The following is a 12,707-nucleotide window of genomic DNA, read 5'->3' as shown; positions in this document are numbered from 1 at the left end:
GTAATTAAACACTAAGTCCTTGTTATTCCCTGTGTTAGCGATGTTCTTTGCATCACTATGGCGCCGAGACTATCACCGGGTTTTCGAATCCGCAATGAAAAAACTTGGAACTTTTTATGAAAACCATAGTCACAGGGAAAAATTTGTGAGCTGAATCTCACAATGTTTGCCCCATCAGGGAAAACGTTTACAGCGATACTCTCTGCCTGAATCCCTCTTTTTTGGTGGTTTATTGCAACCCCCTGTTCCCTCATAACATATTTGCAAAGCCGGGGCTGACCCGACTGCTTCTCCCCTGCCTCGACCCGGGCCGCCTGTTGCGGGTATCCTGTTGCCATCCACACCGACACGGCCACACCTTCTTTATGCTATCGACTCGCCTCAAAGCCACCATCCGCAGTACCTATCGCCAGATAGCCGATGGTTTACCCGGTTTTGTGCCGCGCAAGGAGCAGAATTTCCTGGTTGCCGAAATCGCCAAGACCCTGACGGGAGAATATGACAGGAGTCGCCGCATCCTGGTGGCCGAGGCTGGCACCGGCATCGGCAAGTCCCTCTCCTATGCCCAGGGGGCCATACCAGTGGCACGGCTGACCCAGAAGAAGCTGGTGATCTCCACCGCCACCGTGGCCCTGCAGGAGCAGCTCATCCACAAGGATCTTCCCTTTTATCACCGTCACAGCGAGCTGCCGTTTCGTTTCATGCTGGTCAAGGGGCGCCAGCGCTACTGCTGCGAGCACCTGCTGGAGCAGGCGGCAAACGGCAGCGAGATGGCCAATTTCGAACTCGACTTCGGCGCATTGAGCAAACACAAGCCATCGGATGCTGACAAGGCGTGCTACCAGGGGCTGTGGCAGGCCTACACCGAAGGCAAGTGGGACGGGGATCGGGACAACTGGCCCAAACCCATTCCAGACCCTTGCTGGGATCGCATCGCCGCCGACCGCCACACCTGCAACAAGGCCCTGAGCCACCATCAGCACTGCCCCTTCCACCGCGCCCGCAACGACATGGACGCGGCAGACGTGCTGGTGGTCAACCACGCCCTGCTGCTCTCCGACCTCACCATGGGTGGCGGCATCATATTGCCGTCGCCGGACGAGTGCATCTATGTGCTGGACGAAGCCCATCACCTGCCCACCATCGCCCGGGATCACGGCGCCGCCAGCGCCAGCATCAAGGGATCCCGCCGCTGGCTGGAAAAGCTGGTGCAAAGCGCGGGCAAGCTGGCAAGGACGCTGGGCAAGGAGAGCCTGCTCGATCCCCAGCTCAAACTGCAGGATGCCCTGGCCTCTCTCCAGCCGGATCTCAAGGCCCTCGAGCAGTGGCTCACCAGCAATGATCACCTCTTTGGCGGCGAGCCCCATCACAGATTCGCCGATGGGGTGCTGCCGGATCCCCTGCCCATGCTGGCGGAAAACCTCAAGGAGGCGAGCAAGAAGGCACTGAGGGCGCTGGACAGAATGCAGGGGGCCATCGGCGAGGCGCTAAAGGATGGCGAGATTCGTCGCAAGGAGGCCGAGCCTCTGCTGGCGGAGAGTGGTTTTCACCTGCAGCGGCTCGAGAGCTTCTGCGCCCTCTGGGAGATGCTGAGCCGCCATGTTCCCACCGGCAAGACCCCCCTCGCCCGCTGGATGGCCAGAAGCGAAGACGGAGACATCTGGCTGCACGCCTCCCCCATCGAGGTGGGGTATCTGCTGGAGGAGTGGCTCTGGTCCCGCTGTCTCGGGGCCGTGCTGGTGTCGGCGACCCTCACCGCCCTCTCCTCCTTCAGTTATTTTCGCCACCAGGTAGGGCTCAAGGAGCATGACGGTACCCGCTATCTGCGGCTGCGCTCCCCCTTCGACTACCACAAGGCCGAACTCTATCTGCCCAAGATGGCCCATGAGCCCAGTGCCCCCGCCTTCACCCAGGAGTTGATCGATACCCTGCCCCGCCTGCTGGCAGGCAAGGAGGCCAGCCTGGTGCTCTTCTCCTCCTATCGCCAGATGAACGAGGTGGCGGTGGGGCTGCGAGCCAAGGGGATGTCGCTCCTGGTACAGGGGGAAGCGTCCCGCAGCGCCCTGCTCCTCTTGCACAAACAGAAGTGCGACGGCGGCCAGGCCAGCATCCTCTTTGGCACCGGCAGCTTCTCGGAAGGGCTGGATCTGCCTGGCCACTACCTCACCAACCTGGTGATCACCAAGCTCCCCTTCGCGGTGCCCAACTCCCCCGTGGAAGAGGCGACCGCCGAGTGGATAGAGCAGCGCGGCGGCAACCCCTTCCTGCAACTGACGGTGCCGGAGGCGTCGCGCAAGCTCATCCAGGCCTGTGGCCGCCTCATCCGAAAAGAGGCGGATCGGGGGCGGGTCACCATCCTGGACCGGCGCCTGCTGACCAAGCGCTACGGCAAGGGGCTGCTGGACGCCCTCCCCCCCTTCACCCGACGCATCGAGTGACACGGCTGACGCCCGCCATGCGATCCCCTGTCTCTCATGTCAGGAGGGGGCAGGAAGATAGAAGAGCACGCTGCCCGCAGGACTCGGGGCAGCGGGATCCACACCCCGCACACCGGAAGGCGCCATAAACGGCTATTGCCGCTGTGGGGCAAACCTGTAAAAATGACCCCCTATTTTTCAGTGGGCAATTGCCTGACTGTTCAAGGAGATGAAATGAAACTGACTGTTCTGGTACCGGCCCTGGCTGGTCTGTTGTGGGCAGGTAGCGCCCTGGCCGCTAGCCAACTGGAAATTACGAATCCCTATGTCATCCAGCTGCTCGATGGCGAACCCGTCAACCCCCAGCTGCTCGACAAAGCCACCGTCTTCTCCCTGGAGCCCGGCAGGCACCAGGTCGTGGTCGCCTTCGAGGGCAACTACTCCAGCCGCAGTGAAACCAAGCTGGTCACCGCCGAGCCCCTGGTGATCAACTTCACCGCCGCCGACAACCAGCAACTCTTCCTCGACTTCAAGAAGCCCCGCAAGGAAGAAGAAGCCAAGCGTTTCGTCAAGGAACAGAACGTCGTTCTGAAAGACAAATCCACCGGCCAGGTTCTGAAATCCGAGCAGTTCGTCATGCCGACCGTGGGTGGCTTCCAGCTGACCCGTGACTATCAGCAGGAGCTGCTGAAGATGGGCAAGGCCTTCAACCAGCCCATGACCGTTTCCGTCTCCACCGCCGCCGTGATGGCTGCCGCCAGCGCACCGGTGGAAGTGGCCCCGAGCAAGGCCATGAGCAACCCGGAAGCCCTGACCCAGCTGCAGAGCTGGTACAACAAGGCCGATGCGGAGACCCGCAAAGCCTTCCAGATCTGGGTGATCCAGCAGCAGTAAGGCGCATCGCACGCCTGCATCGAGGGGAGCCTGGCTCCCCTTTTTCATACCCGTTCATGGCCGATGCTTCATGTCACTGCGCATCTTCTATCACCCCCACCACTCCGCCCTGACGCTGCCCGAGCGTCACCGCTTCCCCCTGGCCAAGTACCAGGCGCTGTTTGAACGCCTCGTCGCCCTCGACTATCCGCTGGCACAGGCCGCCCCTGCCAGCCGTGAGCAGATAGAGAAGGTGCACGATGCGGCCTATGTACAGGCCGCCCTCGCCGGCACCCTCGATGAAGGGGCCATTCGCCGGCTCGGCTTTCCCTGGTCTCCCCTGCTGATTGAACGTACCCTGCACTCGGTCGGCGCCACCCTGGCCGCCAGCCGCCACGCCCTCGAGCAGGGCTGCGGCCTGCAGGTTTCCGGCGGCTATCATCACGCCCACCGGGACTTTGGCAGCGGCTTCTGCCTCTTCAACGATCTGGTGATCGCGGCGCGAACCTGCCTGGACGAGGGACTCTGCGAGCGGGTGCTGATCGTGGATCTCGATGTCCATCAGGGAGATGGCAGCGCCGCCCTGTGCACGGACAGCCGCGACATCATCACCCTCTCCCTGCACGGGGAACACAACTTCCCCCGCCACAAGCCGGCCTCCCATCTGGACTTTCCCCTGCCAAGCGGCATGGAGGACGACGCCTATCTCGAGACCCTGGACCAGGCCCTCGCCCTGGCTCATCGCCTCTACGCCCCTGACTTCATCCTCTATCAGGCCGGGGTGGATGTGCACCGGGACGACGAGCTGGGCTACCTATCCCTGAGCGACTCCGGCGTGCGCCAGCGCGATGCCATGGTCTTTGACTCTGCGCTTCGCCACGGGCTGCCCATCACCGCCGTACCGGGAGGGGGTTACCGGCGAGACTGGCAGCAGTTGATCCCGCTGCACCTCTCGCTCTTTGAAGTAGCAAGGCACCGGTTTGGTTGAGCGGCACCACCCGGCCCATGACGAAAAAGAGGCGACCCTTGGGTCGCCTCTTCTATATCCGTGCACAGGGATGATGACGCCGTCTGCCCTCAGGCATGGGCCATCGGCGTCGGGTGCTCGCCCATCTTGCGCAGCAGCATCAGCAGATAGACCAGGGAGACCCCGGCAATCACCATGAACAGCAGATGATCCGAGTAGTGCTGCATCAGGAGCGCCGTCAGGGTCGGCCCGAGCAGGCTGCCGATGGTGTAGCTCAACAGCAGCGCCTGGTTCATGGCCACCAGTTGATGCTGCTCCACCTTCTCGCAGGCCCAGGCCATGGCCACCGGATAGAGCGTGAAGCCCGCGGCCCCCAGAATGAACAGCGTCGGTCCCATGGCCGCGTTGCCGAGCATCGCCATGGCCCCCAGGATCACCACCAGCACCTGTACCCGCAACACCGGCAGGCGCCCGAAACGATCAGCCAGACGCCCCACCGGCCATTGCCCCAGGATGCCGGCGCTCACCATCACCGCCATCCAGTAGCCGATGGCCCCGTCGCTCACCCCCTGGTGGTTCAGATAGAGCGGCATCAGACCATAAAGCACCCCCAGCACGATGCCGGAGAGGATGCAGCCGTTCACCCCCAGACGCGCCTGACGCAGGCGCAGCATCGGCCAGACCGGAGTCCTGGCCTGGTGGTTGCCTGACGGACTGGCGATGCGGGTGAACAAGAGCGGCAGCATGGCCGCCAACACCAGGGCGGTCACCCAGGGCAGCACCGCCATCAGCGACGTCGGCACCTTGCTCACCAGCAGTTGCCCAAGCACAGTGCCCACGTAATAGACCATCATGTAGGCGGCCAGCAGGCGACCCCGATTGCGGGCGTTGCCGCTGCACATCAGCGCGCTCTCCACCACCACCCAGATCATGGCGCAGCCGACCCCGGCGATGAATCGCCAGGCGAGCCAGCTCCAGAACGCCACGGTAATGCCGAGCCCGACGCAGCCTGCGGCAAAGAGCGCACTGGCCAGGTAGTAACTGCGATTGAAGCCGCAGCGGGCGATGAGTCTGCCCGCCAGCAGGGTTCCCAGCAGGTTGCCGGTGAAATAGGAGGAGCCGACCATGCCGACCTGCCAGGTGGGCAGATGCTCATGGGCGAGCCAGAGCGGCACCAGGGTATTCAATACCGCGATGGCCAGGGTCAGCAACAGCAGGCCACAGAGCAGGAGCAGCACCGGGCGGGAGTATGTGGTCATGGATAGAACCGTGGGGAGAGGCAAAATGCGAGCGCATCATGCCACCGCCTGTGCCTTTGTCAATCGGCACTGAGGCCGGGTCGCAAGGTTTTTCTGCCCACCGTGATGGCAACGCGGCACGGCCCTCCCCTGACGGGAGCCTCATCCCCTTGATTGGCCGGCACCTTGGTCATGATAAGGGGAACCGGGCGGTTGAATATCGACTCTGTGCCTCCCTCACGCCAGAGCACCATGACCAGAAGAGGCGGCCCAGGGCCGCCTCTTCTTTCTATCAAGCACAACCTATCGTGCACAACGCCGGTCAGCGCTGGCGCTTCTTGGCGTACTTGCGACGAGCCCGGGCCTGGCGCTCCTCTTCCCGCTCCGCCTTCTCCCTGGCTTTCTGCTCAGCCTCGGCCTGGGCTTCCACTATCTCGACGCTCACCATCTCTGGCGTCTCCAGGGAGATACGCCCCAGCATGCCGGACCGGAATTCATTGACCAGGATTTCCGAGGCCTTGTGCAGATCCGCAAGCCCCCCCTTGCGCATGAAGCCGCGCTGACGGGCAATGAGATCCAGCAGCTCGATCTCGGTCTCCGGCAGCTCGCTCAGCTGGTAGCGTGCCTTGATGCGCTCCGGATAGGCCTTGATGAAGTAGTCGGCGGCAAACATGGCGATGTCGGCGTAATCGAAGACGGTATCCTTGATGGCCGCCGTGATCGCCAGTCGATAACCGCAGGAGGGCGGGTTGAGCTTGGGCCACAGGAAGCCAGGGGTGTCCGTCAGGATGACGTGGTTGTCGAGCTTGATCCGCTGCTGGGACTTGGTCACCCCCGCCTCGTTGCCGGTCTTGGCGATGATGCGCCCCGCCAGGGTGTTGATCAGGGTGGACTTGCCCACGTTGGGGATGCCCATGATCATGGCGCGCACCCCGCGCAGCTCGAAGTTGCGCTCCGGCAGCATCTCGTGGCACAGGGTCAGCAGTTGCTTGATCTTCTCCGGCTCCTGCTGGGTCAGGGGCAGAGCCTTGATCCCCTTCTCCTGCTCCATGTGGGCCACCCACAGCGCGGTGATCTCGGGGTCGGCAAGGTCTGCCTTGTTGAGCACCTTGATCACCGGCGTCTCCCCGCGCAGCTCCGGCACCAGGGGGTTCTCGCTGGAGAAGGGGATGCGGGCGTCGAGCATCTCGATGATGACATCGACCTGGGGCATGACCTCTGCAATCTCTTTGCGGGCCTTGTGCATGTGGCCGGGGAACCAGTTGATGGACATATCCGTTACTCTCTCATTGGCATGCGGTCCCCTCTCGGGGCTGCGGGCGCTCGGGGTTGCGGGTGCGTGGTGATGCGCCAGACCGCTGGCACTCATCGCAAGGGGGCGCATTTTACCTGCTGCGGCCCCGATTTGACAGGCTATTCTGGCCGGGTGTTGTCACCCGGGTGGCCGGATGCCCGCCACGCCACCGGGAGGTGAGTGGCAGAACACAATCAACATAACCCATTGATATAAGATAACATTTACAAGGCACTTTCACCGCATTGTCATCTCTCTTCACTAAAAGTGTCATCTGTCCCCTCTAGGCTGCGCTCAGGTTTCACAAGGAGCGAACCCCAATGAGAAAGATGGCAGGACTTGCAGTGATGATAGGCGCCGCCCTGACCGCCGGCTGCAACTCCAACAACGACAGCAACACCCCGGAACCCAGCGCCAAGAACGTGATCTTCTTCCTCGGCGACGGCATGGGTCTCAACACCCTGACCGCCTCCCGGATCTATGGCGTTGGTGAAGAGGGCAGCCTCACCATCGACACCCTGCCGGAAACGGCCTTCATCAAGACCTTCTCCCACGATGCTCAGGTGACCGACTCGGCCCCCTCCATGGCGGCCTACATGACCGGGGTCAAGAGCAACAACGGCGTCATCAGCATGGACAGCGACGCCACCCAGGAGAGCGATTGCAGCCAGAGCGGCGGCAAAGCGGTGACCACCCTGCTGGAGCTGGCCAAGGCCGATGGCCGTGGCACCGGCGTGGTCACCACCACCCGGGTCACCCACGCCACCCCGGCCGCCACCTATGCCCATATCTGCAACCGGGACCTGGAGGCTGATATCGCCGTCCAGATGGTGCCGGGGGGCAGCGGTTACAACAGCGCCCTGAAGGAGGGGCTGGATGTGGTGCTCGGGGGCGGCAGCAGCTTCTTCCTGCCCAGTGCCGACAAGGGCAAGCGGACCGATGGCCGCAACCTCATCGACGAGATGAAGGCGAAGGGCTATCAGTTTGCCGCCACCCTGGACGAGCTGAACCAGGCCGATGCGAGCAAGCCGCTGCTGGGCCTGTTTGGCTCAAGCCACATGAAATATGACCTGGACCGGCCCGCCAGCGAGCCGTCACTGGCCCAGATGACCCTGGCTGCCATCAAGCAGCTCAAGGGCAAAGAGAAGGGCTACTTCCTAATGGTGGAAGGGGGGCGTATCGACCACGCCCTGCACGACACCAACGCCAAGCGCGCCCTGCAGGATACCCTCGCCTTCGACAACGCCATCCTGGCCGCCATCAATGAAGTGAAGAAAACCGATCCCGAGCTGAAAAACACCCTGATCGTGGTCACCGCCGACCATGACCACACGCTTGTGCTCAACGGGTACGCCAAGCGCACCGGCAAGACCACGGCAGGCAATGCGGGCGTGCTCGGGCTGGTGAAGAACTACGAGACCGGCGAGCCGAGCAAGGATAGCGATGGCATGCCCTACACCATCATCGGCTTTGGCAACGGCTACAACCGGGTGGACGGCCCGCGCAGCAGCGTGGCGGCCCTCGACGACGCCACCACCTCCGCCGACGACTATCACCAGGAGGTAGTGGTCAAGGTGGGCGAGATAGGCAACGAAACCCACGGCGGTACCGATGTCTTCCTCGGCGCCATCGGCCAGGGGGCGGAGCGCTTCCACGGCTCTCTCGACAACACCGCCGTGTTCGGCAAGATCAAGGCTGCGGCCAAGCTGTAAGGGATTATCAGGATGAACATCACCATGAAAAAGACGCTGGTCTGCACCGCCCTGCTCGGCACGCTTGGCGGCCTCTCCAAGGCGCACGCCGCCGATGCCAAGAACGTCATCCTCTTTATCGGTGACGGCATGGGCCCCACCGTGCTCACCGCCACCCGCCTGTTCAAGGTGGGGGAAGAGGGGGATCTCGAGATGATGAAACTGCCCCAGAGCGCGCGCATCAAGACCTTCTCCCACGATGCCCAGACCACGGACTCCGCCCCCTCCATGGCGGCCTACACCACCGGCGTCAAGATGAACAACGAGGTGATCGCCATGAGCAGCGACACCAGGGCAGTGGCACCGTCCAAGGATGCCAACGGCAACAAGGGCATCAACAACTGCACCAGCGACAACGGGAGCCCGGTGCCCACCATTCTCGAGCTGGCCAAGGCGGCGGGCAAGTCGGTGGGGGCCGTCACGACCACTGAGCTCACCCATGCCACCCCGGCGGCGACCTATTCCCATATCTGCCACCGGGATGCGGCCTACGCCATCGCCGAGCAGGCGGTACCAGGCGGAGCCGGCTTCAACCAGGCGCTGGGGGATGGGGTCGATGTGCTGATGGGGGGCGGCGCCAACCACTGGACGCCCTACAGCGCCAGCAACAAGGGCGGCCGGGCCGACGGCCGGGATCTCACCGCCGAGCTGACCGCCCGGGGCTACCGCTATGTCACCACCAAGGATGAGCTCTCTGCCGTCAACTCGGGCAAGGTGCTGGGGCTGTTCAGCACCAAGTCCCACCTCGACTACGAACTGGACCGCGTCGCCAAGGGGGCGGCCAGTACCCAGCCGTCCCTCTCCGAGATGACCGCCAAGGCGATCGATCTGCTCAGCCAGAACAGCCAGGGCTACTTCCTGATGGTGGAGGGGGGGCGTATCGACCACGCCCTGCATGCCACCAACGCCAAGCGATCGCTGACCGATGCGGTGGCGCTGGACGAGGCGGTCAAGACGGCCCTCGGCAAAGTGGATTTGAGCGATACCCTGATCGTGGTTACCGCCGACCACGACCACACCATGACCATCAACGGCTATTCCGCCAAGGGCAACAAGGTGCTGGATCTGGTCAAGAACGCCGATGGCTCGACCCAGAACGACGCGGACGGCAAGCCGTTCACTACTCTGGTATTCGGCAACGGCCCCAACCGCCAGGACCAGCGCCCCACCCTTACCAGCGATGAGGTGATGGCGGATGACTACCTGCAGGAGACCGGAGTCAAGCTCGGCTCCGAGACTCACGGCGGCGGCGATGTGATGCTGTTCGCGGGCGGCGCAGGCAGCAGCCAGTTCAAGGGCACCCTCGACAACACCCGGGTGTTCGGCAAGCTCAGGGAGGCCCTCGGCCTGTGATAAAGGGGCCCGGCACCGCGCCGGGCCCGTTTTCCGTCGAGCGAGAGACGATGATGAAATATCTGCTTTCTTTATGGCTGCTGGGCAGCGCCCTCTCCTTCCCCCTCCTGGCCGACGAGGTGCCCGATCTGGCCGCCCGCATCCGCTACGTGGACAGGGCTACCGGCAGCGACGGCATCACCCGGGAGAGCCAGTGGCAGGAGAAGTGGCTGCGGGTCGGTGACCAGGTGTGGAGCCAGCGGCTCATTCCCGTTCCCCTGGCCCGTGCCTATCACGCCACCCACGATGCCCGCCCCGGCCACAAGCACTTCACTCACCAGATGGCGGCGCGCTGGGTCACCCGCAGCGAGGGAGACGCACTCCAGTTGCGCTACGCCGATGCCTGGCACAACCAGCTGGTGGAAGTGCCGCAGGAGGAGTACGGCCAGGTGGCCTTCAAGCCGGAGTGGGCGCGGATCCGCCACCTCATCAACCCTGCCCTGTTAGAGGGAATGACACCGCTGGATGAGGCCGCCCCCGACCAGGCGAACTGGTATGAGACCCGTGAAGGTCGCCAGCGTACCCGCATCCTCTGGTCGAGCCGCTGGCAGTTGCCCCTGGTGGTGGAGTCGGCAAGCCTCGACGGTTATCGCAGCTACCGGATGGAGGTGACGCTCAAGCCGCTGCCAAAGACCCTCCCCTGGCAGCAACTGGCAGGGTACCAGACCCTGGATCTGCGGGATTTCTTCGACTGATCCCCCCAGGCGGCAATCGCCTGGCTGACATGGCGTAACGGGATGTTACACTCTCTGTACTCATCCCGGATCCGAACATCCATGCGCCTTGTTACTCTGCTTCTGCTGCTCTCTCCCCTGATCGTCTGCGCCTTTTCGGCCCGTGCCGTGGTCGTCGTGGCCGCGGACATTCCCCCCTATGTGATCCGCGCCCAACAGGGTGCGCCGAGCGGCATGGCCATCGAGGTGCTGGAGGAGGCTGCCCGCCGCCTCGGGGAACCGCTCGAGATCGAGTTGATGCCGCTGGCTCGCGCCCTCAGCCAGGCCAGCCACCGCCCGGATGTCCTGTTGTTGCCCCCGGCCCGAAATCCCCAGCGCGAACCACTGTTTCTCTGGATTGCCCCCCTGCTGGAGGAGGCCTTCGTGCTGGTCAGCCATCGCCGTCACCATCCAACGCCGATCTCCATGAAGACGCTGCCAGGCCTCACCGTTGGCGTGATGCGTGGCTCCCATAGCCAGAGCCTGTTCCAGCCGCTGACAGGGGTGACCCGGGAGCTGGTCACCGAGGAGGTCAGCAACGCCAGCAAGCTGGCGCGCGACCGCATCCAGGCATGGGCGGTGGCCTGGAACACCGCCCGTTACAACCAGCAGCGGGCGGGTCTGCCGCTCCCGGACCTGGTGCGGGGCGAGACCTTGCAGCAGAGCACCCTCTACCTGGCCGCCAGTCCCCGCTTCTCCCGCAGCGAGGCGCTGCGCTGGCGCCGGGTCATTCAGGAAATGAGGGAGGATGGTAGTCTCGCGCGCATCCTGCACCAGTACGATTACCAGGCTCCCTGATGAGAAAGTCAGTCCAATTGCCAAACCACCCCAGAATGGTTATGGTATCTCCATGAAAGCAATCATGATTTTTTCCAGTACGCTCACACCCCGCTGAGCCCCCGCCCTCGCCCCGCTGCGCGAGTCGCTCGGGGGCATCGCTGTTGCTGTCTGCTTTTTACACTTGCACCGTTTTTTGTCGACCAGTCTGCCCGTCATCCTGGTCCCTTCAGTCATTGATAAGGAAATACCCTATGAAACAGCCTCATCTCGTCATCTCCAGCCTGGATCTGGATCGCATCGAACAGCTGCTTGGCAACCACCCCCAGCACCTTGCCCTGCAAGAGGAGCTGGATCGCGCCGAGATCCGCGAACCCGCCGACATGCCGCCGGACGTGGTGACCATGAACAGCACGGTGCGCTTCAAGATGCAAAACAGCGGCAACGACTTCTGCCTGACGCTGGTCTATCCAAAGGATGTGCAGGGGGACGAATCGAAGATCTCCGTGCTGGCGCCAGTGGGCAGCGCCCTGCTGGGGCTCAAGGTGGGTGACAGCATCGCCTGGCCGGGGCCGGCCGGTCGCACCATCCAGGTGGAGATCCTGGAAGTGGTCTATCAGCCGGAACGCGCGGGGGAGCTGCACCGCTGACAGGCCGCCAGGCGGCCACTCTGGTCTGATGCGACCAGGTGGCTGACTCGGTATGTCTTTGTCCGGTCGGAGCCGACGGCCACCGGCCGGGCATGACCTGACGGGGGATCAGGCCCCCTGACAGATCCGGTTCTTGCCCTCCCGCTTGGCCTGATAGAGAGCGCGATCTGCCTGGCTGAACAGGGTGTCAAAGTGCCATTCACGGGCGCTGGGCACCCACCCCAGGCTGGCCGTCACCCGGACCCCCTTCAGCTCCAGCGTTTCTATTCCCTGGCGGATCTGCTCGCAGCGCGCCTGCTGGGCCAGGGGGTCCCGCTCGGGCAATAGCAGCACAAACTCTTCCCCGCCGAAGCGGCTGGCCACCAGATCCCGCTGGCCGGCAAGATAGCGACCCACCGCCTCCAGCACCCTGTCCCCGGTCTCGTGACCGTGGCGATCGTTGATCTGCTTGAAGTCGTCGAGATCCAGCACCACCAGCGCCCCCTGCCTTGCCATCGTCACGCAATGATCCATAAAGCCGCGCCGGTTCAGGAGGCCGGTCAGGGGATCCTGGCTGGCCTGTCGACGCAGGGCCAGGGCCCGGTACTGGGTACAGAGCAGCAGCACCCCGAAGGTCGACAGATAGTTGCCCATCA

At 63.5% G+C, this 12,707-nt stretch carries 11 protein-coding genes; 8 read left to right on the top strand and 3 right to left on the bottom strand.

Annotation, left to right across the window (positions count from 1 at the left end; translation table 11 throughout):
- Nucleotides 1-365 precede the first annotated feature (365 nt).
- From dinG to J9892_RS18395, 3 genes are all read left to right on the top strand, one after another.
- The gene (gene dinG, locus J9892_RS18405) at nucleotides 366-2,438 is read left to right on the top strand and encodes an ATP-dependent DNA helicase DinG (RefSeq protein ID WP_210538667.1); all 2,073 of its coding nucleotides are present in this window, start codon (nucleotides 366-368) and stop codon (nucleotides 2,436-2,438) included.
- A 213-nt stretch (nucleotides 2,439-2,651) separates the two neighbouring features.
- Nucleotides 2,652-3,311, top strand: a complete 660-nt coding sequence (locus J9892_RS18400) for a DUF2057 domain-containing protein (RefSeq protein ID WP_210538666.1) — start codon at nucleotides 2,652-2,654, stop codon at nucleotides 3,309-3,311.
- 70 nt (nucleotides 3,312-3,381) lie between these two features.
- Entirely contained in the window at nucleotides 3,382-4,278 is an 897-nt protein-coding gene (locus J9892_RS18395; RefSeq protein ID WP_201871742.1) for a histone deacetylase, read from the top strand.
- A gap of 89 nt (nucleotides 4,279-4,367) precedes the next feature.
- On the opposite strand, the gene J9892_RS18390 is transcribed toward J9892_RS18395, so the two are convergent.
- Nucleotides 4,368-5,516 carry an MFS transporter gene (locus tag J9892_RS18390; RefSeq protein ID WP_124244585.1) on the bottom strand — a complete coding sequence of 383 codons (1,149 nt, stop codon included), beginning with the start codon at nucleotides 5,514-5,516 and terminating at the stop codon, nucleotides 4,368-4,370.
- Nucleotides 5,517-5,817: 301 nt separating this feature from the next.
- A complete protein-coding gene (ylqF, locus tag J9892_RS18385; RefSeq protein WP_049636849.1) occupies nucleotides 5,818-6,768 on the bottom strand; it encodes a ribosome biogenesis GTPase YlqF in 951 nt (316 codons plus the stop codon).
- A gap of 341 nt (nucleotides 6,769-7,109) precedes the next feature.
- Here ylqF and J9892_RS18380 point away from each other — a divergent pair, with 341 nt between their 5' ends.
- The 5 genes from J9892_RS18380 to rnk all read left to right on the top strand — a co-directional run bounded on the left by J9892_RS18380 (nucleotide 7,110) and on the right by rnk (nucleotide 12,072).
- Nucleotides 7,110-8,501 (top strand): alkaline phosphatase, encoded by a 1,392-nt coding sequence (locus J9892_RS18380; protein WP_210538665.1) that lies wholly within the window; start codon nucleotides 7,110-7,112, stop codon nucleotides 8,499-8,501.
- 24 nt (nucleotides 8,502-8,525) lie between these two features.
- Complete coding sequence (locus J9892_RS18375) at nucleotides 8,526-9,893, top strand: alkaline phosphatase (RefSeq protein ID WP_223920106.1); 1,368 nt, start codon at nucleotides 8,526-8,528, stop codon at nucleotides 9,891-9,893.
- A 50-nt stretch (nucleotides 9,894-9,943) separates the two neighbouring features.
- Nucleotides 9,944-10,627: a hypothetical protein gene (locus J9892_RS18370; RefSeq protein ID WP_052814631.1), complete on the top strand. Its 684-nt coding sequence runs from the start codon at nucleotides 9,944-9,946 to the stop codon at nucleotides 10,625-10,627.
- Between the two features lie 81 nt (nucleotides 10,628-10,708).
- Nucleotides 10,709-11,443, top strand: a complete 735-nt coding sequence (locus J9892_RS18365) for a transporter substrate-binding domain-containing protein (RefSeq protein WP_174722087.1) — start codon at nucleotides 10,709-10,711, stop codon at nucleotides 11,441-11,443.
- A gap of 233 nt (nucleotides 11,444-11,676) precedes the next feature.
- Entirely contained in the window at nucleotides 11,677-12,072 is a 396-nt protein-coding gene (gene rnk, locus J9892_RS18360; RefSeq protein WP_010675253.1) for a nucleoside diphosphate kinase regulator, read from the top strand.
- Nucleotides 12,073-12,180: 108 nt separating this feature from the next.
- Here rnk and J9892_RS18355 read toward each other — a convergent pair.
- On the bottom strand, nucleotides 12,181-12,707 hold a 527-nt coding region (locus J9892_RS18355), incomplete at its 5' end, for a GGDEF domain-containing protein (RefSeq protein WP_210538664.1).

The organism is Aeromonas sp. Prich7-2, from assembly GCF_017939255.1.
GTDB lineage: Bacteria > Pseudomonadota > Gammaproteobacteria > Enterobacterales > Aeromonadaceae > Aeromonas > Aeromonas caviae.
This window is presented reverse-complemented; position numbering and strand designations above follow the sequence as displayed.